Origin of the sequence: Streptomyces malaysiensis subsp. samsunensis (assembly GCF_024519315.1) — a bacterium.
Classification (GTDB): Bacteria; Actinomycetota; Actinomycetes; order Streptomycetales; family Streptomycetaceae; genus Streptomyces; species Streptomyces malaysiensis.
The window spans coordinates 1-24,684 of record NZ_JANIIC010000046.1 but is presented as its reverse complement, the minus strand read 5'-3'; the positions used below and the strand labels follow the sequence as shown (position 1 = coordinate 24,684).

Genomic DNA, 24,684 nt, shown 5'->3' with positions numbered 1-24,684 from the left:
GAACACCCCCGCCCATGACCACCACATCGACCGCGTCCGACTGGCAGCAGTGGCAGACGAGCTGGGACCGCCAGCAGGAGTGGTACATGCCGGACCGGGAGGAACGCTTCCGCGTCATGATCGACGCGGTCGAGGCGGTGGCGGGCCGCACCCCGCTCGTCCTCGACCTCGCCTGCGGCACGGGCAGCATCTCCGACCGCGTACTGCGCCGGCTCCCCGGCGCCCGCACCGTCTGCGTGGACATCGACCCGGTCCTGCTGACCATCGCCCGCGGCCACTTCGCCGGTGACGAACGCGTCACCTTCGCCGAGGCCGACCTCACCGGCCCCGACTGGACCGAGCGGCTCCCCGTCACGTCCTTCGACGCCGTGGTGACCGCCACCGCCCTGCACTGGCTGGACACCGAACCGCTCCGCCGGCTCTACGGCACGCTGGCCGGGCTGCTGCGCGAGGGCGGCGTGTTCCTCAACGCCGACCACATGTACGACGAGTCGGCTCCCCGACTCAACGCCGCCATGAACGCCCTGCTCACCGAACGCCAGGCGCGGCAGCGCCGGGAGGGCGCGCTCGACTGGACCGACTGGTGGAGCCGGGTCGCCGACAACCCCGCCCTCGCCGAACCGGCGGCGCGCCGCTTCGCTCTGCTGGGCGACCCGCGCGAGCCCCGGCCCGCCGGTACGAAGCCTGACCGCCCCACGGCCACGAGCTGGCATCTCGACACCTTGCGTGAGCAGGGCTTCGCCGAGGCGCGGCAGGTCTGGTGCTCGGCGGGTGACGCACTGGTGGCCGCGCTGCGCTGAGCCGCTGACCGGCACACGGCCAGGTCATCACCGTCGCCCCCGCCCGGGACAACCCGGCCGTGCTCCATGACTTCCTGCGCGGCCACTCAAGGTTCTGCCGGGCAGAATCTCGGCTCCGGCATCGGGGGCAAAGGCCGGACGCGGCCCCTCGACGGTGGTCGGAACCGTGCCCCGGTCCCGGTGTGGGCGGGGCCGGGACCGGGGCACGGGGCTCTCAGCCGCGCAGCGTGGTCACCGGGCTGTTGTATGCCTGTGCCGTCAGCACCGGGCGCCGGGACGAGCCGGCCTCCGACGGCCAGGACAGACCGACGGTGCGGGATTCTCCGGGCAGCAGCCACAGGTAGTTGTCGCTGTACAGCGTCGGCAGCACCCGCCGGCCGTGGGCCTCCTCCAGCAGGGACAGCCGGACCATGGCGGCCACCGCCGATCCGCGGTTGTGGATCACGGCCGTCATCTCGTGGCGGTCCCCGGAGCTCGACACCTTGGTGATGTCGCCGGTCAGCTTCACCTGCTTGACCTTGTTCAGCTCCCGCAGGGACGAGGTGTCGCGGTAGCGCCAGTACGTGTTCCGTGACACTTCCTTGCCCTTGGCGTCCGTCAGTGTGAGCCGCAGCAGATGCAGGTCCGGAAGGCCGTTCGTCCACTCCGCGGTGAAGGCTTTCGCGGTGTCGGCCCGCCCGACGTCCACCCGGGCCGTCCTGGCCGTGCCGAGCTGCCGGCCGCTCAGGTCGAACAGCCGGCCGGTGACAGTGGCGCCACGCAGGTCGGTCGCAGTGTGGTTGACCGCAACGACCTGCCATTTCACCGGGTCGGCCTGGACGTGCAGGGGCTCACAGGCCGACCGGGCACCGTAATACGTGCCGTTGACGTCGAAGTCGTAGTCGTAGGTCTGCCAGACCGTGCTGTGCCAGGCCGGATGGGACATCCACAGCATCAGGCCGGAGGCGTTGTCCCACAGGTTGGCGTTCCACGCCTCGAACATGGCGCGGGTGTTCTCGTAGTTGATGAACTGCGCCTTGCGGGCGAAGTCGTCCAGGTCCCCCGACTCGCCGAGGCGTGCTTCGATGGCCGCCTTGTAGACGTGGGGTGCCTGGTTCCCGCGCTCGCTCCAGTCATGGTGGTACCAGGCGCCTCTGATCGGCCACTCCGGTTCGTCACCCGTCATGTTGCGGGTGCTCGCCGCGGTGGAGACGACGGGCATGCCGATCTCGGTGTGGAAGCCGAAGTCCTTGCTGCCGTACGTCATGGGGTCGAAGTACTTCTCCGGCTCCACCCAGCCGTACGGGCCGCCGCCCGTGACGATTCCTCCGGCCGAGTTGTTCTGGTAGAGCAGGCCGGGCACCTGCTCCCGCACCGCCTCGCGCATCCCCTTGTCGATGGCGGCCGGGGGGTTGCCCTCGTTGGCCCCGCACCAGATGACCACACAGGGGTGGATGCGGTAGCGCAGCACGGTGTCGCGCGCGAGCGAGATGAACGCCTCGCGGTCCGGCGGGTCCATGCCCCATGCGTTGGGGAAGTCGTTCCACACCAGGATGCCGTGCCGGTCACAGGCGGCGAAGAACTTCTCCCGGTCGCTGCTGCCGACCCAGTTACGGATCACGGTGAAGTTCATGTCGCGGTGCATACGCACGGCCACGTCCATGCGCTCGGCCGGCATGCGGCGCAGCAGCTCGTCCCAGCCCCAGTTACCGCCGCGGGCCAGCACGCGCACACCATTGACGCTGATCTTCAGCGGTTCGGGAGCGTTGGACACGGACTTCACATCGGTCCAGTTCTCGCCGTCGTCGGACACCTGGATGACGTACGTCTTCGGGTACGCGGTCTCCCAGACGACGGCGACGCGGTCGAACGCCTGCGAGGATCCGAGGTCGACCTGGATCCACTGGTGGTCCTCATTTGATGTCACTTGTCCGGGGCCTCCATACTCCGACTCCACTCTTGAAGCCATGCACGTACCTGGTCGCAGACGTCGTCCAGGCCCGCCGCGACTGAATACACGGCAGGGGCCTGCTGAGGGTTTATGGCGACCAGCAAGCGTGCCCGTAGAGCCGGTGTTTGCTCCGGCTCCCACCACACGCGAAGTATGAGGACTCCAGTGCGAGTGTCATGAACAGCCATGACCCCAGCGTCCCGGACCCCCGCCACCTGAACGTCACTGCCGTATGCGGATGGCGCCGACCGCGCTTTCAACGCGTCGGCAGAGCGGCGGTGACGGCTCGAGTCCGAGTTCGGCATGAAGAAGATGTCGCAGTTCCTCGAAATGCCGAATGGCTTCGCCGGTGTTCCCCTCCGCGAGGTAGGTCTCGATGACCTGCCGATGGGCGCTCTCACGCAGTGGTTCTCCGGCCACCGCCCTCAGTGCCGCGTCCAGTGCCTGGCCGAAGTGGCCCGCCGATCGGTGGATACAGGCGAGCGATTCCAAAGCGTGAAGGCGCATCTGGTGCAGCCACTCCCGCTCGACGATGACCCACTCGTCCCAAGCCTCCGGCAAGAGGTCGCTGCTCAGCGCTTGGTCCGCCAACTCCACGTCCGGGAGCGGCATTTCCTGCGGGCTGTGCCGACCCGACGGCTGCGACCAGGAAATTGCCCGGTACAGAATGTCCTCGGTCGACACCAGATCCGTTTCGATGTCCCGTGACACCTGAAGGGTGCTCGGTGTGGCGATGACCAGCGGCCGGTTCAGTTTGGGCAACCGCCACAGGGCCGAGCGCAAGCAGCCGGCGGCTCGGATCCCAGTGGCGTCCGGCCATAGCTTCTCGGCGGTGTATTCACGGGTGAGCGTGCGGCGACTCAGTACGAGCAGGCTCAGCAGCCTCTGACCCCCCGGGGAAATCGGCACGGACTTTCCCTCACAGCGCAAGTCGAAACTTCCCATGAGCGTCAAATGGGGAGGGTCGTGCGGGCAGGATTCGTCGGACCACTCCATTGCCTTCTCCTCAGACCACAGAAGCGCCCTCGTCGGCAAAACGGGATTCCACTGTGGCCAGGGGCGCTCGCCCCACTTGTCGTCCGGTACGGCCACCACGGCGGCCTCGGTGACATCCGGGTGGGACATCAGGGCGTTCTCCAGATCGACCGCTCGCCGTCCCAGGGCAGCCGCTCGCCGCCCGGTCCGGTGAGCCGGCGGGAACGAAAGCGGCTCCGGTGGCCTTGAGTTCGGGCGTGCCGCGCCGGGCCGTCGCGGTCACCGACACCCCTTCCGCGAGGAACGCCCGAACGATCGCGAGACCGATGCCCCTGCTCGCACCGGTGACGAGGACACGCTTGTCAGCGAGCTGAAGATCCATGACGCGCTCCTGTCGGGGAGAGAGGTTCAAGCGCCGCAAGTGAAACAGCGCTGCATCATTTCTGTCAACTGTGACATACTTGTTTCACTTGTTGCCGGCAGGGTGACACCGACGGAGGAAGTGGCATGGGCGGGGACAGTCCTCCGCGGCGGATCCGAGCAGACGCCGAACGCAGTACGGCCCGCATCCTGGAGGCAGCCGAGGCCGTGCTCGCCGTGGACTCAGCCGCGTCCCTGGAGCGGATCGCGGACGCCGCGGGGCTTGCCCGCGTCACCGTCCACCGCCGGTTCGCCTCGCGCACCGCGCTTCTGGACGCCCTGGCCGAGCAGCTGAGTCAGCGCTATCTGCTCGGACTGGCGAAAGCACGGGTGGAGACCGCGCCGCCCCTTATCGCGCTGCACCGCCTCACGGAGATCGTCTTCGACCTCAAGCTCAGCCACCGCTTCGCCGTCCAGCTCTCCGCGGCCATCACGCCGGCCGTCCTCGACGGCCTCGACCTGCTCTTCGCTCGTCTGCGAGACGCAGGAGCGATAACCGCGGCGGATCCGGTCTGGGGCCGCCAGGTCTTTCTGGCCCTTCTGCACGAGGTCCACGACCTGCCCGTGGGGTCTCCCACCCTGGCCTCCCCGGGCGCCGGAGACGAGGTCGAGGCAAAGGTCAGCCTGCTCGTCCGAACCGTGGTCGGCGCGCTGGGCGGCAGCGATCCCCACTCTTGACGGCCATCACGGCGGGGAATTCCCGCCGGCACATCCCGGTCTCCGGCGTTCCCCCGGTGCGGCAGGGGGATATCACCAGCGAAGAGCCGGGGGGCAGTCGGAGCGCGCCACATCGGTGACACCTCTAGCGTGCCGACCTATGACCACGCCGTACCGAATGATCGAGGTCAATCCCGAGGCGCTGCGGGAGGCCCGGCGCCTGGATGCCGGACGACGTCGCCGCGGGCCCCTCCACGGCATGCCCGTGCTGCTGAAGGACCTGGTGGAAACCGCGGACCGCATGCACACGACCGCCGGATCCCTCGCCCTGGAGGGCCTCCGGCCGGCAAGGGACGCCACGGTCGCGGCCAGGTTGCGCGCGGCCGGTGCCGTCATCCTCGGCAAGACCAATCTGAGCGAGTGGGCCGGTGGGATGTCGCTCACCCACCACGCGGGCTGGAGCGCCCGCGGTGGGCAGACCCGGAACCCGTACAAGCTGGATCGGTCTCCGAACGAGTCCAGCTCCGGTACGGCGGTCGCCACCGCGGCCAACCTGTGTGTCGCCGGGATCGGTACCGAGACCAACGGTTCGATCATCGACCCCGCCTCGGCGAACTGCGTCGTCGGGGTGAAGCCGACCGTCGGGCTGGTCGGGCGCGGCGGAGTGATCCCCGGCGTGCCCAGCCAGGACAGCGTCGGCCCGATCGCGCGCACGGTCCGCGACGCCGCGATTCTGCTCGGCGTCCTGGTCGGCATCGACGACCGTGATCCGGCGACCGAGGCGAGCCGTGGCCACTTCCATCGTGACTACACCCGTTTCCTCGATGCCGATGGACTGCGCGGCGCGCGGATCGGCATACCGCGAGCCGTGTACTTCGGCTACAGCGACCACGCCGACGAGATCGCGGAGCGGGCGATCGCCTCGCTGCGCGCCGCCGGCGCGACCGTGGTCGACCCGGCCGACATCCCGAAGGCCGAGCAGCTCGAGGACCTCCCCAGCTCGAAGATCGTTCAGGTGTACGAGATCAAGCGTGCGCTGAACGCCTATCTGGCCGACGCCCCCGGCGACCACCCGCGCAGCCTGGCGGAGCTGATCGCGTTCAACCGCGCACACGCCGACCGCGAGCTCCGCTATGTGCGGCAGGACGGGCTGGAGGCGGTGCATCAGCTGGACTTCACCGAGAGCGAGTACCGCGAGGCGCTGGCCACCAACCACCGGCTGTCGCGCGCCGAAGGCATCGACGCGGTGCTACGGCGCTTCCGCCTCGATGCGTTGGTGATGCCGACCACCGGACCACCGGCCAAGATCGACCTGGTCCGCGGGGACAGCTACGGCGGCGGCGCGTCCACGCCCGCCGCACTCGCCGGGTACCCCGCGATCAGCGTCCCGGCGGGCTTCGCCTTCGGCTTGCCGGTCGGCCTGACGTTCATGGGCACCGCGTGGAGCGAGCCGACCCTGCTCCGCCTGGCCTACGCCTACGAGCAGGCCGGCCGGGTCCGCAGAGCCCCGACATACCGCCCCGCCGACGTGGGCCTATGACCCCGTGCCGTGCGCAGCGTCGTCGACGGACTGCGCACCTGGCCGCGTTCGGGCGCCGACGGAGATGTCACGTCCGCCGTGGACCACGCGGCTGACCTCGTGCACCGCACCTGGGGTGAGATCGGCGACACGCTCGTGGTCGTGGCCAGGGCCACCACCCCGATGTGACAGATCGTCCAACGCGTCGAGAGCCTTCGGACCGAGCACGGCCGGGCCGATACCGGGCAGCGGCCGAGAGGATACTCAGTGCCCTGGCGGGGCCTCAGTCGCCATGGGCGACCGGCTCGGGACCGGCGTCGAGCGCGTCGAGCACCGCGTCGCCGTTCGCCCTCGCCCACTCGGTCAGCATGTGGATCGGATCGATCAGCGTCGCCCCGAGCGGGGTGAGCTCGTACTCGACACGGGGCGGCACCTCGGCGTAGGCGTGGCGGCGGATGAGTCCGTGCGCCTCGAGCCGTCGGAGCGTCTGGGTGAGCATCTTGCGGGAGATGCCGCCGATCAGCTCGATCAGCTCGCCATGGCGCACCGGGCCCTGGCTGAGGCCGTAGAGCACGACCACCGTCCACTTGTCGGCGATCAGCTCGACCGCCAGACGCGCCGGGCAGTCGGCGAGAAAGGGCCCACCGGGACCGAAACCGCTCATGGCGCCAAAGGTACCTGCTGGTTCCTATCGGAAACATAGCCTGGGTGCTCTCCCCATCCAAAGCCAGGAGAGTCATGCGAGTCATCACCCAGCAGAGGCTCGGCGGTCCCGAGGTGCTCACCATCGTGGACGCGCCCGAGCCCCAGCCCCTCCCGACCGAGGTTCTCGTCCGCGTCAAGGCGATCGGGCTGAACCCGCTGGAGGCGCTTGTGCGCGCCGGCGAGTTCCCCCCGCTGCTCGGTCGGCCGCCGTTCGTCCTCGGCTGGGACATCAGCGGCGTGGTCGAGGAGGGGTCGCTGACGTATCGGTTCAGGCCCGGCGATGAGGTGTTCGGGATGCCGCTGTTCCCGCGGGCGGCGAGCGCGTACGCGGAAGTCGTGTCGGCGCCGGCGTTGCACCTGGTACGCAAGCCGGCATCGCTCTCGCACGTCGAGGCGTCGGCGCTGCCGGTCGTCGGGCTGACGGCGTGGCAGGGCCTCGTCGACCTCGGCGGCGTGAGGGAGGGCGACCGCGTCCTGGTCCACGGCGGTGGTGGCGGGGTCGGCCATGTCGCGATCCAGATCGCGAAGGCGCTCGGCGCGCACGTGATCGCGACCGCCAGTGGGAGCAAGCGGACGTTCGTCGAGGGGTTCGGCGCCGACGAGGTGATCGACTACACGGCGGTCGACTTCGCCGAGGCGGTCCGTGACATCGACGTCGTGCTCGACACGATCGGCGGCGACACCGTCGAGCGGTCGCTCGAGGTGCTTCGGCCGGGCGGTCACCTGGTGACGGCGGTCGCCGAGGGGGATACGGAGCTCGTCGCCAAGTACGAGGCGGCCGGCATGCGCTTCAGCGGCATCGCGGTCGACCCCGATCCGGTCGCCCTGCGCGGTCTCGTCGAACTCGTCGAACAGGGCAGGCTCCGGGTCCATGTGCAGGAGACGTTCCCGTTCGAGCGCGTCGCCGACGCGCACCGGCTGCTCGACGGTGGTCACCTCCAGGGCAAGCTCGTCCTGACCATCTGATCCCGTCGTGGGGCCTTGCGTGAGCGGGGCCCACTGATGAATGGCTGGTGATCTCCCGCCTGCGGCGCCCCGGCAGGCGGTGATGAGACGAGAGATCCGCGACGCAGCGGCTCGGCTCTTCACGCGGCGAGGGATGTCAGCGGTCACCCTCAAGGACGTGGCCACCGAGCCTCCCGGAGCGGCGGGCCCCGGTGACCGCACAATGGGTCCCATGGCCCATGTTCCGATCGCCCGCCATCTCGTGCGCGCCAGGGATCTCGCGGACGCCCGCTACTCCCAGGCACTCACGGTGGCCGACATGGCCGCGGCCGCCGCCTTGTCCCCCGCCCACTTCAGCCGCCGCTTCAAAGCCGCGTTCGGCGAGTCGCCGCACCAGTACCTGCTCACCCGTCGCCTCGAGCGGGCCGCCGCCCTGCTGCTCGCCACCGACTGGACCACGGCCGCGATCGGCGTCGCCGTCGGTGTGCACAGCATCGGGTCGTTCACGACGAGTTTCCGCAGAATGTACGGGATGACCCCGCAGGCGTACCGTGCGGCGCACCCGCCCGCCGCACGGCATGTACGCATCCCCCGCTGCGTGGCGATGACCTACGGACGGCCGCGGAACCGCACGTTTCGAGAAGACACGGCCTCGCCGGCTGCTTAGCGTCGACTCCAGGCAACCGGCCAAGGAGCGACGAGGAGCGACCATGACGACGATCAGGATCGCGAATGCGCAGTTCTGGGTGCACGATCAGAACGAGGCGCTCGACTTCTACACCAAGAAACTCGGCTGGGAGGTCCGGGCAGATGTGAGCATGGAGGCATGGAACTTCCGGTGGCTGTGCGTCGCCCCGCCCGGCGGGGGCCCGGCGCTGGTGCTGATGCCGGTGCCGGGGCAGCCGATGCTCGACGAGACCAGCAGCGCCCAGTTGTCGGAGCTGGTGGCCAAGGGCGCGGGCGGCACGCTGTTCCTGGAGACCGACGACTGCCATGCCTCCTACAACGAGCTGTCCGCCCGTGGTGTGGAGTTCAACGACCCGCCGACGGCGCAGCCGTACGGGATCGACACGTCCTTCCGGGACCCGTCGGGCAACAACATCCGGCTCACGCAGGTGCTGGAGTTCGACCCGAATCGGCACTGATCCGCATCGGCACTGATCCGCATCGGCACTGACCGGCACCCACCGATGTCATGGGGTTCCCTCGTCATGTGAGGAACACAGAGCGTGGTCCACGAGGGTGGCGACATCCCGGAGCTGTCGCGCCTCGGTGTTCTCATCGCCCGGTCGGCTGTGCAGCGATACGGTGACGGCGCTTCGCCCGTCGGAGGCGGGCCACGCCGTATAGCCGAATCCATTGCCGCTGTGTCCCCAGTACCCGCCGCCGCAGGACAGTGGGGTCCACTCGAGGCCGAGGCCATAGCGCGTGCCCGGCGGGGCACCGTGGTCGGCGGGTACTTCGACCGTGCGCCGCATCTCAGCCAGCTGGGCAGGGGCCAGGAGCTCGCCGGCCGCCAGCGCGGTGAAGAACCTGTTGGTGTCCTCCGCCGTGCTGATCATCGACCCGTCGGCGTCACCGTCGAAAGGCAAGTAGGCGACCGTGGTGTCGGTCATGGCACCACCCGGCTCGAACTGCTGGTAATCGCGGGCGTGCGGGCGGGGAAGGAACGGCCGGTTGCCGGGGATGAGCGTGTGCGCGAGCCGCAGCGGACGCACGATCCTGGTCTGAACCTCCTGCGCCCAGGAATGGCCCGTGACCGCTTTGATCACCATGCCCACGAGGATGTAATTGGTGTTGGAGTACTCCCAGCCGGCACCGGGTTCGAAGGACGGCGGGTGCCGCATGGCGAAGGCAACGCGTTCCTCGGAGCTATAGGTGGTCCAGCGATTCTTGCGATACCCGGCTGTGCTGAGGTCCGGGACGACGTCACTGATGTAGTCGGGCAGCCCGCTGGTGTGCTGGAGGAGTTGGCGCAGGGTGATCCGGCGCCCGTCGTTGCCCTGGCCGTCGACGAGACCCGGCAGCCATCTGTCCACCGGGTCCTCCAGCGACAGCCGCCCTTCACCGGCGAGTTGGAGCAGCACGGTCGCCACGAACGTCTTCGTGGTGCTGCCGATCCGCGTATACCCGTTCCGAGGCACTGGCCGCGCGGTGCTGAGGTCACCGACCCCGCTGCGGGCTGTTCGCACTCCCCGGGGCGTTTCCACGGTCGCCGACACCCCCGTGACACCATCGTCATGAAGCGTATCGGTGTCCCGTTGCAGCTGGGACGTTCCACCCGGCGGTGTGCGGGCGGTGGCCGCGAAACCGGCCCCCGCCGGGCCGAGTGTGACGAGGGACGCGACAGCGACGACGGTCACTGCCCGACACGTGGTCCTGCGACGAGTCATCGACATGCGCCCAGCGTAGAAATGGGCATGCCGGACAACCATCCGGCCAGCCCGAGGGCTCAAAGTCGGGTTTTCCACAGTGGCCTTCCCTGACCGGCGGTCTCGCAGGGGTGAATCCACATGGCCAGGTTGGCGCCTTCGCCGTCCGGGACCGAGCGCGGGACTGTCACCCACTCGATACCGCTACCGCCGCCCGTCCTGAACTCCACGGCAGCGCTTGATATAACCAGGCCAGCAAGCGCGTAACGGCCGACTACATATGCGGCGTGGGGGACACCCAGTTGGCCAGGAGCGGCAGTTGATGAAGCCGACAGGAGAGATCGTGCCGTGTGACTTTCGCCTGACTCTGGGGCGACTGACAGCCCTTGCCTGCACGTCCGTCATCGCCCTCACAGGCTGCGGCAGCGGCGACAACGACTCCGAGACTCGGAAACCGACCGCCAACGCCGGGCTCATACCCGTCACCCAAGCCTGCGATGGCCTGTTCGACGAAGCCATCGCGAAGGAAGCCCGGGAGCCGAACGGGCCCAGCAAGGTCTATCCGGTCAAGACCGAGCCCACCAGTCACGCCGCGAAGGCCCTACGGGAGGAGTCGGCCAGGAGAGGCGCGCCCGAGCACCTCTGCACCTTGACGGACAAGGCCGATGGCGAAGAGCTGCTCGCCATCACCGTGGCGTGGACTCCCCACTCGCCCCCGTCGGCCCGGTCGGTGCACTACACGACCACCACCGGTCCGGAGAACGCCGGCAGACTCCTCGTCACATGTGACATGGACAGCGGCAGCGGGACGCAATCGGGAGGGGGCCGTTCCCTGGAGTTCGACATGCGCGACTACTTCACCCTCAGCGACCACTCACACGCCAAACTGCTCATCGCCTCAGCGAAGAAGGTAACGTCCCAGTTGAACTGCCGGGAAGACCCCGAATATCCGAATCCGAAGGATGTAGCACCGCCACCGGACCCGAGGCTGCGATAGCGCGTACAACGATCACACCGATCAGCCCGGAGCGAGAACCGGCCGCGGGAACGCTCCGATCCCTCACCACAGCAACGAACGCTCTCGCGGGAGCGATGAGTTTGGGCGGCGGATCGGGTCTGCCCTGGCATGACACGAATCATCGCCGACATCTCGGTCTCCCTCGACGGCTTCGTCACCGGGCCCGACCCCGGCCCCGACAACGGTCTGGGCACCGGCGGCGAAGCCCTGCACACCTGGGCATTCTCCGACGACCCCGACGACCGCCGGGTCCTGCGCGAGGCGACCGCCCGCTCCGGCGCGGTCGTTCTCGGCCGCCGGCTCTTCGACCTGGTCGACGGGCCGAACGGCTGGAACGACACCACCGGCTACGGAGCCGCCGAGGTCGGCAAACCGGCCTTCGTCGTCGTCACGAGCTCACCACCGGAGTCAGTGCGGCTCACCGACCTCGACTGGACATTCGTCACCACCGGACTGCCCGACGCCATCACCACGGCTCGCGAACGTGCCCAGGCGGCATCGTCCGCCTGCGGCAAGAACCTCGACGTCGTCCTCATGGGCGGCGGCGCAACGGTCGGCTCGGCGCTGGACGCCGGGCTGGCCGACGTGCTGACACTCCACCTCGCGCCCGTCATCCTGGGCGCCGGGACACCACTGTTCACCGGCACAGCGCGGCACACACTGGTACAGCGGACAGTAACCCCGACATCGACAGCGACGCACCTGACCTACGACATTCCCTGACGGTGCCCTCAAGCACCCCCACCTGCCCAACCCTGCCCACCTTGGGAGGGCAACGTCATGCCTGGCCATGCGCCATCAGGGCCATGTGAGGCAACATCAATACGCCGTCCGGACCGGCGAACTCCGCACACAGCGATTGGAAACGGTCCTTGATTACCGCGATGACCGCCGGATCCTGACTCGCCACGATCTGTCCGATCGTCGCCACTCCGGCGGCCGGCCCGCTCCACCACTCCTCGGCAGTTGTCCGATGGTCCCAGGACAGGGGCTCGCAGACGACATCCATCAGACCCGTCTCGCCCAGCAACGCGGCAAAGCCCTGTTCAGTGCGCGGAAAGTCCTCCTCTGGCGCAAGAGTCGGCAGGTGAGCGGGACGGGTGACGCCCGCCGCCTGAACAGCCCTGCCCAGCAGGGCCTGCCCCGCAGCCGCGGGTACCCCCCAGATGGTGGCGGCTATCCGCCCGCCAGGCCGCGTCACCCGGCGCAGTTCCCTCAGGGCTTCCCGGGGCCGTCCGACATGGTTGAGGACGAAGTTGCCGACCACGGCGTCGAACTCGTCGTCGGCGAACGGCAGGCGAGGCAGGGCAGCGACCCGCACGTCAGCTTCCGGGGCCGCCAGCGCCGCCCGGGCGACCATGCCGGGTTCGGCGTCCACCGCTGTCACCTTCGCTCCCCGCTCGCACGCGGCCGCGGCGGCAGTACCGGTGCCCGTCCCCACATCGAGGACCCGCACGCCCCTTCCGACTCCGGCAGCGTCGAGGAGCCCGGGCACCGGATACGCACAGAGTTTGGCAAAACTCGCGGCATAGGCGTCAGCCTGCCCCGTCCATGCTCGCCGCTCGGACTCGTCAAACGCCGTCTGCACTACCAGTCCCCTCCCCGGAACAACCGCCACCGCCACAACAACACGGCAGGCCCTGACGCTAACGCACACCGCCGAACCGCCGGTCGAGCGCGGCGCCGACGTCGGGGCAGTTGCTGCGGACGGTGTCGAGGAAGGCGTCCAGTACCGGGGAGCGGTGCCGGTCGGCGAAGGACAGGACCAGGTCGGGCAGTGCCGTGCGCGGGGTCACCTCGCAGAACCAGATGCCTGGGCGGGGGGCCGCCAGCATGCGGGAGGGCCCGAGGCCCACGCCGACCCCGCAGGCGGCCAGGCCGATGATCGTGTGCACGTCCCTGGCGACGGTCGCACCGTCCAGCGCGGCGGCGTCCTCGCCGAGCAGGGTGCGCAGTCCGGCGGCGACCGCGGGCTCGTCCTCCCCGGGGGCCACGATCAGCGGCTGCCGCCGCAGTTGGTTCGCGCTCACCGACGCCTGGCCCGCGTAGGGGTGTGCGCTGCTGACGACGGCGATGAGGTGGTCGTGCCCGACCGGGACGGACACCAGGTGCTCGGCCCCGGCGCCCCGTGGCGATCCGAGGGTGATGGCCACGTCCAGTTCTCCGGCCAGGAGGGCGGCGACGCTGCGGCCCGATGCCATCTCGTGCAGCTCCAGCCGTACATCGGGCCGCTCGTGGCCGAATCGGCCCAGGACGTCCGGCAGCGGGTCGAGCAGCGCGGAGGCGATGAACCCCAGGCGCAGCCGGCCCGTCTCACCGCGCGCCGCCCGGCCGGCGTCGACCGTGGCCGCCGCCATTTCCTCCAGCGCCCGCCGCGCCCGGCTGAGGAACGCCTCGCCCGCGGCGGTCGGGAACACGCCCTGGCGCGTACGGTCGAACAGCCGGGCCCCGGCCTCGCGCTCCAGATCGGCGATCTGTTTGGACAGCGGGGGCTGCGCGATGCCCAGCGCGTGGGCCGCCCTGCCGAAGTGTCCGTGTTCGGCGAGGGCGAGCGCGTACCGCAGATGCCGCGCCTCCATGACCAGCCTTCCATACCTGAGAAGTATCGCCACCCAGCCTGTCACATCTTTCAGTGGATGACGCTGCCGTCGCCGACTGGGATGGGAGCCATGACGCCCTCCCTGAACACCGATGTGAACAACACGGTCTCCGTTCTCGTCCACGGCGCCGGTGCCGGTGCCGGTGCCGCGAGTGGGGCCGGCGACCTGTACGGGCACGGCTTCGGCACTCCCCTGCCCGGCGAGTACCCGCTGTCCGGCCGGCCCGGTCCGCTGACCGGGAGGTCGTGGCTCGCCGGGGCCCTGGTCCGGTGAACGGCGGTCGGTTCCTGCTGCCGGTGGTGCTGAGTGCGACCTTCGTGCAGTTGCTCAACGTCACGATCGGGCAGATCGCCGCTCCGGCCATCCAGTCCGGCCTGGGCGCGGGCCCCGGCGCGGTGCAGCTCGTCCTGTCCGGGTACACCCTGGCGTACGCGTGTCTGCTCATCACCGCCACACGGCTGGGCGACCGCTACGGTTACCGGCGGCTGTTCGTGCTGGGCACCGCGGTGTTCACGGTCGGCTCGCTGACCTGCGCCGCCGCGCCCGGCGCCGGATGGCTGGTCGCGGCCCGGCTGGTGCAGGGCGCGGGCAGTGGCCTGGTCGCCCCGCAGGTCCTCTCGCTCATCCGCACCGGCGTGTCCCCCGAGCGTCGCCCACGAGCCCTCGCCCTCTACGGCGCGACGATGGGCGTGGCCTCACTGGCCGGACCGCTCGTCGGTGGACTTCTCCTCGGCGCCGACCTCTTCGGCCTCGGCTGGCGTGCGGTCTTCCTGGTCACGGTGCCGGTGGCGGTTGTCTCGCTGGCGGGGGCCGTCCTGCTGCCCCGTACGCGCGGTGCGGACGGGCAGCGCGTGGACTGGGCCGGGGCGGCTCTGACCACCATTGGCTTCGGCGCGCTGGTGCTGCCGTGCGCGCTGGGCCGGGAGGCCGGCTGGCCCTGGTGGACATGGGCCTCCTTCGCCGTGGCCGCGGCGACCCTCGCCTGCTTCGTCCTCACCCTCCGGCACCGGCCGGCCCCTCTGGTTCACCCGTCGGTCCTGCGAGACGGAACCGCGCGGCGGGGTGTGCTGCTGGTGTTCGTGTTCAACGCCGGAGTGCCGTCGTTCACCTATCTGCTGTTCCTGCACTTGCAGTCCGCCCTCGGGTATCCGGTGCTGTCCGCCGCGCTGGTGTCGGCGCCGTTCGCCGCCGCAGCCGTCCTGGGCAGCCATGCCGCTCCGGCCCTCTCCCGCCGTCTGGGTCCGACGGTGCTGACGGCCGCGGCGCTGGTCCTGGCGGGTATGGCCCTGGCGCTCGCGCGGCTCATCGGCACCGGGCCCGGGCGCCTGGTGGCCTTGCCGGTGCTGGCGGCAGGGGGCGCGGCGTTCGGCCTGTTCACAGCCGCGGTGTTCGCTCTGGTGCTGGCGGGGGTGCGGGGCGCCGCGGCGGGCTCGGTCTCCGGCCTGCTGCCCACGGCCCAGCAACTCGGCGGCTCGCTCGGGGTGACGACGGCCGGGCTGGCCTACTTCGCGCCGGCGGATGGTGCGAACGCGGCGTTCGGCCACGCCATGGCCTACGAGGCCGCGGTCTTCGTCCTCACGGCGTTGGTCGCGCTGCCGCTGCGACGGACCAGCTCGGGGCCGGTGCGATCCCGGCCACGACCACCTTCCAAGACGCACGGCTAGACCGCCTGCCGCAGCCCCGCTCGGGCCGGTGTTCCGCTCCGTCCACGCCGGGTTCGGCCGTCATGGCGGGCGAACGAGTGCTGCCGCCGGATTGCCGCGCCATCGGGCGTGCGCCGGGATGTGTTCGCCCTTCATCAAAAACGCGTCGGCGTCGAGGCGGGCGTGGTCCTCGACGACGACGCCGTAGTGCACAAAGGCGCTGGTGCCGATCGTGCAGCCGTCGCCGATCGCGATGTGGTCGGACTTGAAGACGCCTTCTTCGAGCGAATGCGCCTGGAGGACACTGCCGGCGTTCAGGACGCAGTCGTCGCCGATCCGGGTGAGGGTGCGCTCCAGGATCCGGCATCCGTCGTCGAAGACCCGGTGTCCCATACGGACGCCGAGCATCCGCCAGACAAGGGGTTTGACGGGGGTGCCGTTGAAGAGGAGCAGGTAGACGATGGACGGCACCTTCCAGTACCGCTCGTGCCGCCAGAAGGACCGCTCGTAGACGGAGCAGAAGCGCGGCCGCAGGGCGTAGAAGCCCACTACGGCCCGTTCCACGAGGACGAAGAACCCGACCGTGAAGGCGAGTTCGAGCAGAGCCGTGCCGACCGTCTCCGGCCAGTACAGCGCGCCATCGCCCGCCAGCGGCAACATGGCGATCAGCAACAGGCCGCAGACGTACAGGCACCGCACCGCGAGGAACAGGGCTATGGTCACGGCGTTGTGGCGGTTCTTGGCCGCGAGGCGGTGCCGCAGCTCGGGCCCGGTACCGAGGTGGTCGAAGCGGTGGTCGCGTTCGACCGACCGCGGGATCTCGATGGGGGGCGAGCCGAGCAGTCCGGTGTTCTCCCTGACCGGACCGCTGACCGGGATCATGACCTTGGTGGCCAGCAGACAGTTGTCGCCGGTCCTGCCGCCGGCCGGATAGACGATGTTGTTGCCCAGGTAGTTGTGGCGGCCGATGGCGACCGGGGCGGTACGGAAGGAGGTGCTGGAGAACTCGGTGTTCGCCACGGACAGTCCGTCGGAGACCATGGTCCCGGTGCCGACGCGGCTGAGCGCGGGGACCTCGTGCCTGAGCATCGTGCCGAAGTTGGTCCCGGTCTGCTCGACCGGCGCCAGCCGGTATCCCAGGGCCTTCAGATAGTGCGTGATCGCCGAGCTGTCGCCGAACAGGAAGATGTAGAACCGGATGTTGGCCAGCCGGGCAACGGTCCGCTGGAGCGCGAAACGCACCCCGTACAGCGGGTGGACCGTGCCGGCCGCGAGGAGGCGGGACAGCAGACGCGACAGGACCGGTACGAGGACCGAGCCCAGCAGGGCGAGGCCGAGCACCATGCCCGCCGCGATCTCCAGGCCGTCGGCGTAGTACCGCCAACTGTCCGGGCCGACCGCTCCGGTGACGGTGTGCACCAGCGCGGGCCGGGACTCCAGCAGCGCGGCGACGACCACCTCGGCCACACCCACGGTGGCCGTGAGCACCAGCAGCATGACGACGCTGTGGCACACGCGCCGCAGACGGCCGCAGCGCGCCGGCGGAACGGTGAGGTATTCGTACCCCTCCGGCGCGGGCCGGGCCGGAGAGCCGTACCAGCGCTCCCCGGCGGGCACCGACTGGCCCTCGTGCAGTGAGGAGGCATGCCCCAGCTGGGCGCCGTCGCCGAGGCGCACCCCGATGTCGAGCGTGCTGTGCTCGCCGACGAAGGCGCCGGCGCCGATGGTGACCGGGCCGGTCTCGATGGCCCCGTCGCACGCCCGGTAGCCGTTGAGGAAGGACTCCTGGCGGATCACCGTGTCGGCCCCGACGGTCAGCAGGTCGGTGCATATCGGCGCCCACCGGGTGAAGACCAGGGCACGCGGCCCGATCCTGGCGCCGAGCGCCCGCAGATACAGGGTGTACAGCGGTGTGCCGACCGTCAGCCGGGCCAGCGGATTGGCTGCGACGAGGGTTCTGACGCACCAGAAGCGGACGTAGGCCAGGCTCCACAGCCGGATGCGCCGCGGCTTCCACCGCCCGACGAGCGCCCATTTGACCGCGATCGGCAGCAGGCTCGCGCCGATCAGCGCCACGGCGCCGAGACCGACGGCGCGTTCGTAGACACCGAGCCATCCCTGCCCGCGCGCCATCCAGGACGTTCCGACGTCCAGCGCCACCGAGGCGAGGCACACGTACACCAGGAAGGCCAGGAGCTGGAGGACCGCGCACAGCGCGTACCGGAGCGTGCCGACGACCGGAGTGGCCGAAGCGTCGGGAGCGGCCAACCGCGGCGGTGCGGCACGCTCCGTTGGCGTGTCCCTAAGCAGATCGGCGGAAGTCGGCTGCGGTTCGGTGGCGCCCCGAAGGGGCGCGGGGAACTGCGCGACCAGCCACGACGGCGCCGCGGACGATCGACGGCAGGTCAGGGCACTTCCAGCGGAGCGCTTAGCCGGGGCCGGCGCCTCGGTCAGGGCCGCGGCGAGCCGACGCACCGTGGGATGCAGATAGACGTCCTTCATCGACACCCCGGACAGCCCGGCGCACCCGCGCACCTCCGCGTTGAACCGGGCCATCAGCAGGGAGTTGGCGCCGAGGTCGTCGAAGAAGTGGCTGTCGACGGAGACCCGTTCGACCCCCAGCACCCCGGCCAGCCGCTCGGCCAGCGCCCGTTCGGCGGCGGTACGCGGAGCCGCGCCGTCACCCCGCACGGTGTGGCGGCGCGGCCCGGCCGGCGGTGGCAGCCGGTGGCGGTCGGCCTTGCCGCTGGGCAGCATCGGTATAGAGGCGAGCCGTTCGACGTAGGCGGGGACCATATAGCCGGGCAGCCGCTCGCGCAGCTCGGCCACGGCCCGCCCGGGATCCACGGTCGCGCCCCGGCAGGTGGTGTAGTACGCGCACAGCTCCACCGTCCCCGAGGTGGTCTCCCGGTCGCTGACCACCGCCTGGGCGATCCCGGGCACGCGCAGCAGCACCGACTCGATCTCGGTCAGCTCCACCCGGTAACCGCGGATCTTGACCTGGGTGTCGATGCGGCCGTGGTGCTCGACCTCGCCGCGGGCGTTGATCCGGCCCAGATCCCCGGTGCGGTAGATCCTGCCGGACGGGTTCTGGGGGATGCCGAGGAAGTCGGGGACGAAGGTGCGTGCGGTCGCCTCGGGCCGGTTGAGATAGCCCCCGGCGAGCCCGATGCCGCCGATCGCGATCTCGCCCAGCGCCCCCGGCGGCAGTACCGTGTCCCGCTCCGGGTCGAGGACGGCCACCGAGTATGTCGGCAGAGGGACACCGATCGTCACCGGCCGCCCGGGCGCCAGCGGGGTCCAGGTCGCCGTGACGGTCGCCTCGGTCGGTCCGTAGACGTTGAGGAACCGGCGGCCGGGCCGGGACCAGCGGGTGACCAGGTCCTGCGGGCACGGCTCCCCGGAGACCAGCAGGAAACGCAGCTCCGAGGCGTTCTCGTCCAGCGTGGCCAGCAGGGTGGGCACGCAGCACAGGGCCGAGACCCGCCGGTTTCGCAGGAAGGCGTCCAGTTCGGCGCCCAGCAGACCGGGCCCCGCGGGCCTGGGCACCACCGTGGCACCGGCCATCCAGGGCACCCAGATCTCCTCGACGGAGAAGTCGAACGCGATGGTCATGCCCTGGTAGACCCGGTCCTCGCCGGTGATGCCGTAGACCTCCGAGGCCACCCGGACGAAGTTGCACACCGCCGCATGGCCGACGGCCACGCCCTTGGGTCTGCCGGTGGTGCCGGAGGTGTAGATGACGTAGCAGAGGTCGTCGGCCGGTTCCCCGACGGCCGGGGGACCGAGCCGACCGGGCAACTGCTCGGCCACCCTCGCCCGCACCCGGTCCAGGTGCAGGACGTCGACGCTGTCCGCGAGCGACCCCGTCCGCCCGGCGAGCCGGGAGTGCGACAGGAGCAGGCGCACCGAGGCGTTGGTGCCGCCGGCGCCCTTGGCCTCGGCGACGAGGTAACGGCCGGACGCGGGTATGGAGCCGCTGAGCGGGGTGACCTGCCATGTGGAGAAGGGTCCGGGCGAGCCGCTCAGGTACTGGACCGACCAGCCGCTCAGGTCGAAGGACGCGCCGCCCGCGTTGCCCAGTTCGATGAAGTCGCCCGTGAGGTCGGCGCCGGAGTTGCCGCCGCCCCCGTAGACCTCGGAGATGACCGCGTCGGCGGACGGGGTGCCCTGCGCCACGAAGGGGACGGCGGCCATGGCGAGGCCGACCGGGATGCCGAGTGCGATCAGCCTGTTGCGGCGGCCGGATCTGTGCCGTGGCGGGTGCGAGGGGGTGGATGGGGACACGAGGACTCTCCTGGTCTTGCCGTCAGGTGCGGATGGGCAGGTGAGGGGAAGGTGAAAGTTACGCGCGTAGAGACAATTCGACCAGCCCCGGGGTGCCCCAAAGTCCGTTCCTTCCTCATCTGTTCACCATGCTTCTCACGGTTTTCACACAGCCGCTGCGCACCGTTCGCGGCCTCGGCCGCCCGGTGAGCCCCCTCGTCAGCCGGCACGCCACCCGCGCCCGGACGGGCCATGGACCACTCCCCCGGCACGTGTGCGACATGGCCTCGCGCTACTCATCGGGCTGCTGCGCCACGCTCACTACCACTGGTAGGGCAGGTACTTCCCGTCGAGGGTGATGACGACCCGGTCGCCCGCGGGGTCGGGCACGCGCTGGACGTCGAGCCGGAAGTTGATCGCGCTCATGATGCCGTCGCCGCACTGCTCATGGATCAGCTCCTTGATCGTCGGCCCGTAGACACATCGTCCGTTCCTCCGCCCTCACCGGTCCGCGTCCTGTCGGCGGAGACCGTCGAGGATGACGTTCATCAGAAGCCGTGCCTTTGATTCCCACTCATCCCGTTCCAGTCGGCCGAGGCAGGCGATGAGCAGGAGGACCCCGTGGGCGTCCACGTCCGTGCGGAGGGAACCAGCCGCTTTCCCGGCGTCCAGCAGGTGGGCGAGGGCGCCTTCGACGGGGTTGTGGCTGTGGGCGACAAGGTCGTCCTGCCACGCCACCGGCTCGAGCGCCGCCAGGACGCCGCGCTTGATCGCGGCGTAGTCGATCACTCGGTCGAGCCAGTGGCGCAAGGCTTCCACGGGCTCGTGTTCCACCAGCAGGGCGGAGGCGGCGGCCACGAGCTCTTCGACATCGCGCCGGTAGACCTCGGCGAGGAGCGCTTCGCGGTTGGGAAAGTTCCGGTACAGCGTCCCCTGCCCCACACCGGCGCGCTTGGCGATCTCGTTGAGGCGGACAAGGTGGGACTCGGCGAGGGCCGCACGGGCGGCCTCCACGATGCGGGTCCGGTTCCGCACCGCATCCGTTCGGCGCGCCGGAGCGTTCATAGGCAACGTCAGATACTCCAGGAATCAGAGACACGCACCGCGGGTCAGCCGCTCACGATCCGCCGCACCGCCCCATCGAACTCCGGCTCGGTGCGCAGGTGCCCGTACCGCTCGTCCCAGGCACCCGAGGCGAGGTCGGCGGCCGGCGTGGCCATCGCGCGCTCCGCCACCCCGGGCTCGATGAACCCCCACGCCGGCTGGGCCAGACGGACCGCGGCCCGCATGCGACCCGGCGCGTCTCACGCAGCCCGGCCACCGGGTCCGGCCACTGATGGACCGTCTCCACGGGGAGAACGTGCCGCTCGGCCGGCTCGTACGAGCCGGCTCCCGCGCCCACGTCGACGACCGTGCGGGCGTCGCCGAGGGCGGCGTGGACCAGAGCGGCGGTCCGCGGGTCGGTACGGCGGACGCGGGTGCAACCCGCGCCGACCGGCCCGTAGTCCGTATCGCCCGTCACGTGCGGCATGCGGTCTTCCTCTCAACTCATGGCCGGAAATTCCGTCCACGCATCAGCGGACGCGGACCGCACGCGCCAGGAAGTGGCGAGTGGCGTCCTCGTAGGAATCCAGGGCCCATCCGGCGGCGTGCAGCGCGGGCCGCAGGTTCTCCTCGGCCAGCGGGTCGTCCGGGTCGAGCGGACGGCCGTGACGGGCGGCCCGCTCGGCGCGGCCGGAGGGGTGGAAGAGCAGCAGCACGCTTCCCGGGGCTGTCACCCTGGCTCACTCGCACAGCGCGGCCGCGGGGTCGGACACGTGATTGATCAAGCCCACGCTGAAGACGCCGTCCATCGCCCCGGCCGCGAAGGGCAGTCGGCAGGCGTCAGCCATGAGCAGCCGGGCGAGGCGCGCGCGCCCTTCCACGGCGGCGGTGGCGGTGAGCATCGCCGGAGTGAGTTCCACACCGACGACCGCACCCTCGTCGCCGACCTCCGCGCGCAGCGCGGGCAGCGCACGCCCGCTGCCGCAGCCCACGTCCAGGACCCGCTGGCCGGACCGCAGGCCCATGCGGGCGACGGCTGCCGCGTACCTGGGGGTGTCGGCGGCGAAGCGTTCTTCCCATGTCGCCGCCATCGGTGTGAAGAAGGTCCGGGTCGCGCTCCGCGCGGCACGGGTCGCCACGAGTGCGGCGAAGCGGGCGAACACGGCGTCGCGGTGCGGGGCGAGGTCGGCCAGGTGGCCGGGGGCGGACGCGATGAGGCCCGGGGCGGTGGCCGCCTCATCCGCTTCATCGGGGAAGGCCGCGGCGAAGGCGTCCACGGCCGATTTGTCGACCTCCAGATGGAACCGCAGACCCCACGCCGAGCCGCCGATCCTGAACGCCTGAACCTGATGGCGGTCGCAGGAGGCCAGCAACGTCGCCCCGGCGGGCAGGTCCACGGTGTCGCCGTCGCCGTGCCGGTGCAGGACGGGCAGCCGTTCCGGGGCGTCGGCGAACAGCGGATCGGTGTGCGCGGCCGGTGCGGTTCGCACCTCGCCCCAGCCGATCCGCGGCACCCGCCCCGGGAGGGCACGGCCGCCGGCCGCCTCCGCGAGGAGCTGGGCGCCGAGACAGACCCCGAGCACGGGAACCTCGGCTTCCAGCGCCGTCCGCAGCAGAGCCAGCTCCGCCGTACGGCCGGGGAAGTCCTCGTGCGCCGCCGCGGGACCGCCCATCACCACCAGCGCCGCGGCGCCGCCCAGCGAGTCGGGCACCGGGTCCCCCGCCCATGTCCGGCACGCCCGGACCGGCAGCCCGGCCGCCCCCAGCGCTGCACCGATGGCATACGGGCCTTCCTGCGGCACGTGCTCCACGATCAGCACGTCCACGGTGGAAGCATGGCTCACTCGGTTGCTCTCCTCACGTCCACGCGGTGTAGCCACCGTCCACATGCGCCGCGTCGATGCCGCTGATGTGCCGGGCTCCGCAGCGGTCCTGGGGCAGCACGGGCTGGGGACCCCGGCGGTCGAGCGGGGTGTCGTCGATGGTGACCGCGAGCAGAACGGGGGCCCGGTGCTGGGGCCGGGCCGGCAGATCGGACACCGCCCGCCGGGCCGGACGAGTCGGATCGCCGGTGAGCACGAGTTCAGCCACCGGGCCAGTGGTCGTGCCGGCAGCGGCGAGGGACTGTCTCACGGGGTACCACCTCCTGGCTGATCCGTACCCGAACACCTATCCCCGTACAAACGCATATGCCATGCCATCAGGCTGATGGACTGGCTTATGCAAGGGACAGGAGTCCATGCCCTGGCATCTGCGGCAGCCGTGCTCAGCGGGAGGCCGCCGGGCCGATCAGTGCGGGCAGGACCAGAGGGGGCCACTCCCTTTGGTCCTGATCGACCCTGACGGAAACGGTCACACCGGTGCCGATGACGACGGAACCCGCGCAGCGCGTCGGAGACATCGGTCTCAGCCGGGGGCGGCACTTGTGGCTTCGGCGGATTTGCTGAGGGTGTCGAGCCGGGCGGCGAGGTCGGGGTGGGTGGCTGCCAGATGGGGGCGGGTGGCGTTCAGGGGGCGGATGAGGGCGGCGGGATCGTCCTGGGCGAGGGCCTCGTCGAGTTGGCCGAGCGGAAGGCGGGCGGCGGTGGGGAGGTCGGTGAGGGTGGTGATCTGGCCGGCGATGCGGCGCAGGTCGGCGGCGTGGTTCCGGGCCCAGGCGGTGAGGGTGCGGTCGGCGGCGCGGCGTTCGCGGGTGGCCTGGACGCGTTGTTCGCCGGTGGTTCCGGCGGGGCCGGGCCGGTTGCGCAGGTAGCGGCGTTCGGCGGCCTGGCGGCTGGCGACCCCGAGGGGGTGGGCGAGGTCGGCCCAGCTGGCTCCCGCGTCGCGTGCCGTTTCGATCAGGCCGGTTTCCCAGCCGGCGAGCTGCTCGCGCACTTGCCGCAGCAGCAGGAGGGAGGCCAGGGCCTGCTGCGGCCCGGCCGCCTCGCCGTGGGGGGCCCTGGGCGCCTCGTCCTGGGCGGCGCGCAGGGCGTTGTCGATGGCCTCCAGGGCTGCCGCGGCAGCGAGAAACGATGCCGGGCTCTGGGTATCGGTGCTGGAAGAGGCCGGCTGATCGGCTGCTGCCATGGGCGTCTCCTTCCGCTGCGTCATCCTTTCGATGACCCCATGTTTGTCATCCATTGGATGACATGCTGCAACGGTTTCCGTGAGGCGCATTGGCAGGTACTGCCCAAACCTTCTGGAGGTGTTTCACGATGTTGATGCGCACCGACCCCTTCCGTGAACTCGACCGGCTGGCTCAGCACTTGACGGGCCCGGGCACCTGGTCGCGGCCGTCCGCCATGGCGATGGACGCCTACCGCGAGGGTGATGAGTACGTGGTGGCGTTCGACCTGCCGGGCGTCAGCCCGGAGGCGATCGACATCGACGTCGAGCGGAACATGCTGACCGTCAAGGCCGAGCGCCGGCCCGTGGCGAAGGCCGACGACGTACACATGGAACTGTCGGAGCGGCCGCTGGGCGTCTTCTCCCGCCAGATCGTGCTGGCCGACACTCTGGACACCGAGAAGATCAAGGCCGACTACGACACCGGGGTGCTCACCCTGCGCATCCCGATCGCCGAGCGCGCCAAGCCCCGCAAGATCGCCATCGGCGGGGAATCCTCCCGCAAGGAGATCTCCGGCTGACCTCGGCGACAGGGGCCGATCAGCGGCGGAGGACGGGCACCCGATCTCCCCCTCGCCCGCCCTCCGCCCCCGCCGGAGCGACGAAGCCGAATCTCCCCGCAGGCCATGGCCTGCTCTTCGGCCACCCCGGCCCACCCGACCACCCGCACATCCGGTGCCCGCGC

The 24,684-nt window shown here is 70.6% G+C and carries 25 protein-coding genes and 3 pseudogenes; 12 read left to right on the top strand and 16 right to left on the bottom strand.

The window, feature by feature from the left end; genetic code table 11:
• The first annotated feature begins 14 nt into the window (after nt 1-14).
• Complete coding sequence (locus NQU54_RS32190) at nt 15-800, top strand: class I SAM-dependent methyltransferase (RefSeq protein WP_257634093.1); 786 nt, start codon at nt 15-17, stop codon at nt 798-800.
• Between the two features lie 214 nt (nt 801-1,014).
• On the opposite strand, the gene NQU54_RS32185 is transcribed toward NQU54_RS32190, so the two are convergent.
• From NQU54_RS32185 to NQU54_RS32170, 4 genes and pseudogenes are all read right to left on the bottom strand, one after another.
• Nucleotides 1,015-2,706 (bottom strand): galactose-binding domain-containing protein, encoded by a 1,692-nt coding sequence (locus NQU54_RS32185; RefSeq protein WP_372506111.1) that lies wholly within the window; start codon nt 2,704-2,706, stop codon nt 1,015-1,017.
• A gap of 246 nt (nt 2,707-2,952) precedes the next feature.
• On the bottom strand, nt 2,953-3,675 hold the full coding sequence (locus tag NQU54_RS50255; protein WP_372506115.1) for an AfsR/SARP family transcriptional regulator: 723 nt from the start codon (nt 3,673-3,675) through the stop codon (nt 2,953-2,955).
• Between the two features lie 111 nt (nt 3,676-3,786).
• Nucleotides 3,787-3,879: pseudogene (locus tag NQU54_RS32175) on the bottom strand (AMP-binding enzyme); the annotation flags it as partial.
• A gap of 94 nt (nt 3,880-3,973) precedes the next feature.
• Nucleotides 3,974-4,087: pseudogene (locus NQU54_RS32170) on the bottom strand (SDR family NAD(P)-dependent oxidoreductase); the annotation flags it as partial.
• A 125-nt stretch (nt 4,088-4,212) separates the two neighbouring features.
• Between NQU54_RS32170 and NQU54_RS32165 the strand changes: the two are divergent.
• The 3 genes from NQU54_RS32165 (at nt 4,213) to NQU54_RS32155 (ending at nt 6,490) form a co-directional block, all read left to right on the top strand.
• A complete protein-coding gene (locus NQU54_RS32165; RefSeq protein ID WP_257634092.1) occupies nt 4,213-4,803 on the top strand; it encodes a TetR/AcrR family transcriptional regulator in 591 nt (196 codons plus the stop codon).
• Nucleotides 4,804-4,942: 139 nt separating this feature from the next.
• Nucleotides 4,943-6,322 carry an amidase gene (locus NQU54_RS32160; RefSeq protein ID WP_257634091.1) on the top strand — a complete coding sequence of 460 codons (1,380 nt, stop codon included), beginning with the start codon at nt 4,943-4,945 and terminating at the stop codon, nt 6,320-6,322.
• A gap of 9 nt (nt 6,323-6,331) precedes the next feature.
• Complete coding sequence (locus NQU54_RS32155; RefSeq protein ID WP_257634090.1) at nt 6,332-6,490, top strand: hypothetical protein; 159 nt, start codon at nt 6,332-6,334, stop codon at nt 6,488-6,490.
• A 94-nt stretch (nt 6,491-6,584) separates the two neighbouring features.
• Here NQU54_RS32155 and NQU54_RS32150 read toward each other — a convergent pair whose 3' ends face one another.
• Nucleotides 6,585-6,965 carry a winged helix-turn-helix transcriptional regulator gene (locus NQU54_RS32150; protein ID WP_257634089.1) on the bottom strand — a complete coding sequence of 127 codons (381 nt, stop codon included), beginning with the start codon at nt 6,963-6,965 and terminating at the stop codon, nt 6,585-6,587.
• Nucleotides 6,966-7,039: 74 nt separating this feature from the next.
• On the opposite strand from NQU54_RS32150, the gene NQU54_RS32145 reads away from it, so the two are divergent.
• The 3 genes from NQU54_RS32145 (at nt 7,040) to NQU54_RS32135 (ending at nt 9,096) form a co-directional block, all read left to right on the top strand.
• Nucleotides 7,040-7,972, top strand: coding sequence for an NADP-dependent oxidoreductase (locus NQU54_RS32145; RefSeq protein WP_257634088.1), 933 nt, complete (start codon nt 7,040-7,042; stop codon nt 7,970-7,972).
• A 211-nt stretch (nt 7,973-8,183) separates the two neighbouring features.
• Nucleotides 8,184-8,618 carry a helix-turn-helix domain-containing protein gene (locus NQU54_RS32140; RefSeq protein ID WP_257634087.1) on the top strand — a complete coding sequence of 145 codons (435 nt, stop codon included), beginning with the start codon at nt 8,184-8,186 and terminating at the stop codon, nt 8,616-8,618.
• 43 nt (nt 8,619-8,661) lie between these two features.
• Nucleotides 8,662-9,096 (top strand): VOC family protein, encoded by a 435-nt coding sequence (locus tag NQU54_RS32135; protein WP_257634086.1) that lies wholly within the window; start codon nt 8,662-8,664, stop codon nt 9,094-9,096.
• Between the two features lie 48 nt (nt 9,097-9,144).
• Here NQU54_RS32135 and NQU54_RS32130 read toward each other — a convergent pair whose 3' ends face one another.
• Nucleotides 9,145-10,344: a serine hydrolase domain-containing protein gene (locus NQU54_RS32130; RefSeq protein WP_257634153.1), complete on the bottom strand. Its 1,200-nt coding sequence runs from the start codon at nt 10,342-10,344 to the stop codon at nt 9,145-9,147.
• A 298-nt stretch (nt 10,345-10,642) separates the two neighbouring features.
• On the opposite strand from NQU54_RS32130, the gene NQU54_RS32125 reads away from it, so the two are divergent.
• Both NQU54_RS32125 and NQU54_RS32120 read left to right on the top strand, forming a co-directional pair.
• On the top strand, nt 10,643-11,320 hold the full coding sequence (locus NQU54_RS32125; protein ID WP_257634085.1) for a hypothetical protein: 678 nt from the start codon (nt 10,643-10,645) through the stop codon (nt 11,318-11,320).
• 129 nt (nt 11,321-11,449) lie between these two features.
• The gene (locus NQU54_RS32120; RefSeq protein WP_257634084.1) at nt 11,450-12,064 is read left to right on the top strand and encodes a dihydrofolate reductase family protein; all 615 of its coding nucleotides are present in this window, start codon (nt 11,450-11,452) and stop codon (nt 12,062-12,064) included.
• Between the two features lie 55 nt (nt 12,065-12,119).
• Here NQU54_RS32120 and NQU54_RS32115 read toward each other — a convergent pair whose 3' ends face one another.
• Both NQU54_RS32115 and NQU54_RS32110 read right to left on the bottom strand, forming a co-directional pair.
• A complete protein-coding gene (locus tag NQU54_RS32115; RefSeq protein ID WP_257634152.1) occupies nt 12,120-12,935 on the bottom strand; it encodes a class I SAM-dependent methyltransferase in 816 nt (271 codons plus the stop codon).
• A 52-nt stretch (nt 12,936-12,987) separates the two neighbouring features.
• Nucleotides 12,988-13,920, bottom strand: a complete 933-nt coding sequence (locus tag NQU54_RS32110; protein WP_257634083.1) for a LysR family transcriptional regulator — start codon at nt 13,918-13,920, stop codon at nt 12,988-12,990.
• A 90-nt stretch (nt 13,921-14,010) separates the two neighbouring features.
• Here NQU54_RS32110 and NQU54_RS32105 point away from each other — a divergent pair, with 90 nt between their 5' ends.
• Nucleotides 14,011-14,214 (top strand): hypothetical protein, encoded by a 204-nt coding sequence (locus NQU54_RS32105; protein WP_257634082.1) that lies wholly within the window; start codon nt 14,011-14,013, stop codon nt 14,212-14,214.
• On the top strand, nt 14,211-15,605 hold the full coding sequence (locus tag NQU54_RS32100) for an MFS transporter (protein ID WP_257634081.1): 1,395 nt from the start codon (nt 14,211-14,213) through the stop codon (nt 15,603-15,605). The genes NQU54_RS32105 and NQU54_RS32100 overlap by 4 nt, the downstream gene beginning before the upstream one ends.
• A gap of 60 nt (nt 15,606-15,665) precedes the next feature.
• On the opposite strand, the gene NQU54_RS49450 is transcribed toward NQU54_RS32100, so the two are convergent.
• The 8 genes and pseudogenes from NQU54_RS49450 to NQU54_RS32045 all read right to left on the bottom strand — a co-directional run bounded on the left by NQU54_RS49450 (nt 15,666) and on the right by NQU54_RS32045 (nt 23,960).
• On the bottom strand, nt 15,666-19,871 hold the full coding sequence (locus tag NQU54_RS49450) for a Pls/PosA family non-ribosomal peptide synthetase (protein WP_308408517.1): 4,206 nt from the start codon (nt 19,869-19,871) through the stop codon (nt 15,666-15,668).
• 300 nt (nt 19,872-20,171) lie between these two features.
• Nucleotides 20,172-20,330, bottom strand: a pseudogene (locus tag NQU54_RS32080) (cyanase); the annotation flags it as partial.
• A gap of 21 nt (nt 20,331-20,351) precedes the next feature.
• Nucleotides 20,352-20,885 (bottom strand): TetR/AcrR family transcriptional regulator, encoded by a 534-nt coding sequence (locus NQU54_RS32075; RefSeq protein WP_257634080.1) that lies wholly within the window; start codon nt 20,883-20,885, stop codon nt 20,352-20,354.
• 74 nt (nt 20,886-20,959) lie between these two features.
• A complete protein-coding gene (locus NQU54_RS32070) occupies nt 20,960-21,139 on the bottom strand; it encodes a hypothetical protein (protein ID WP_257634157.1) in 180 nt (59 codons plus the stop codon).
• Nucleotides 21,140-21,424: 285 nt separating this feature from the next.
• Nucleotides 21,425-21,628 (bottom strand): hypothetical protein, encoded by a 204-nt coding sequence (locus NQU54_RS49445; protein ID WP_306279280.1) that lies wholly within the window; start codon nt 21,626-21,628, stop codon nt 21,425-21,427.
• 6 nt (nt 21,629-21,634) lie between these two features.
• Nucleotides 21,635-22,738: a glutamine amidotransferase-related protein gene (locus NQU54_RS49440; protein WP_308408516.1), complete on the bottom strand. Its 1,104-nt coding sequence runs from the start codon at nt 22,736-22,738 to the stop codon at nt 21,635-21,637.
• Nucleotides 22,739-22,751: 13 nt separating this feature from the next.
• Nucleotides 22,752-23,027, bottom strand: coding sequence for a hypothetical protein (locus NQU54_RS32050; RefSeq protein ID WP_257634079.1), 276 nt, complete (start codon nt 23,025-23,027; stop codon nt 22,752-22,754).
• Nucleotides 23,028-23,300: 273 nt separating this feature from the next.
• Complete coding sequence (locus tag NQU54_RS32045; RefSeq protein WP_257634078.1) at nt 23,301-23,960, bottom strand: type III effector protein; 660 nt, start codon at nt 23,958-23,960, stop codon at nt 23,301-23,303.
• A 128-nt stretch (nt 23,961-24,088) separates the two neighbouring features.
• Between NQU54_RS32045 and NQU54_RS32040 the strand changes: the two genes are divergently transcribed.
• Nucleotides 24,089-24,520 (top strand): Hsp20/alpha crystallin family protein, encoded by a 432-nt coding sequence (locus tag NQU54_RS32040; RefSeq protein WP_167499602.1) that lies wholly within the window; start codon nt 24,089-24,091, stop codon nt 24,518-24,520.
• Nucleotides 24,521-24,684 lie beyond the last annotated feature (164 nt).

Bases quoted from the DNA above. Each gene is read 5' to 3' on its own strand.
- NQU54_RS32190 (WP_257634093.1), top strand. From the start codon at position 15: ATGACCACCACATCGACCGCGTCCGACTGGCAGCAGTGGCAGACGAGC.
- NQU54_RS50255 (WP_372506115.1), bottom strand. From the start codon at position 3,675: ATGGGAAGTTTCGACTTGCGCTGTGAGGGAAAGTCCGTGCCGATTTCC.
- NQU54_RS32165 (WP_257634092.1), top strand. From the start codon at position 4,213: ATGGGCGGGGACAGTCCTCCGCGGCGGATCCGAGCAGACGCCGAACGC.
- NQU54_RS32160 (WP_257634091.1), top strand. From the start codon at position 4,943: ATGACCACGCCGTACCGAATGATCGAGGTCAATCCCGAGGCGCTGCGG.
- NQU54_RS32150 (WP_257634089.1), bottom strand. From the start codon at position 6,965: ATGAGCGGTTTCGGTCCCGGTGGGCCCTTTCTCGCCGACTGCCCGGCG.
- NQU54_RS32145 (WP_257634088.1), top strand. From the start codon at position 7,040: ATGCGAGTCATCACCCAGCAGAGGCTCGGCGGTCCCGAGGTGCTCACC.
- NQU54_RS32140 (WP_257634087.1), top strand. From the start codon at position 8,184: ATGGCCCATGTTCCGATCGCCCGCCATCTCGTGCGCGCCAGGGATCTC.
- NQU54_RS32135 (WP_257634086.1), top strand. From the start codon at position 8,662: ATGACGACGATCAGGATCGCGAATGCGCAGTTCTGGGTGCACGATCAG.
- NQU54_RS32130 (WP_257634153.1), bottom strand. From the start codon at position 10,344: ATGACTCGTCGCAGGACCACGTGTCGGGCAGTGACCGTCGTCGCTGTC.
- NQU54_RS32120 (WP_257634084.1), top strand. From the start codon at position 11,450: ATGACACGAATCATCGCCGACATCTCGGTCTCCCTCGACGGCTTCGTC.
- NQU54_RS32110 (WP_257634083.1), bottom strand. From the start codon at position 13,920: ATGGAGGCGCGGCATCTGCGGTACGCGCTCGCCCTCGCCGAACACGGA.
- NQU54_RS32105 (WP_257634082.1), top strand. From the start codon at position 14,011: ATGACGCCCTCCCTGAACACCGATGTGAACAACACGGTCTCCGTTCTC.
- NQU54_RS32070 (WP_257634157.1), bottom strand. From the start codon at position 21,139: ATGCGGGCCGCGGTCCGTCTGGCCCAGCCGGCGTGGGGGTTCATCGAG.
- NQU54_RS32045 (WP_257634078.1), bottom strand. From the start codon at position 23,960: ATGGCAGCAGCCGATCAGCCGGCCTCTTCCAGCACCGATACCCAGAGC.
- NQU54_RS32040 (WP_167499602.1), top strand. From the start codon at position 24,089: ATGTTGATGCGCACCGACCCCTTCCGTGAACTCGACCGGCTGGCTCAG.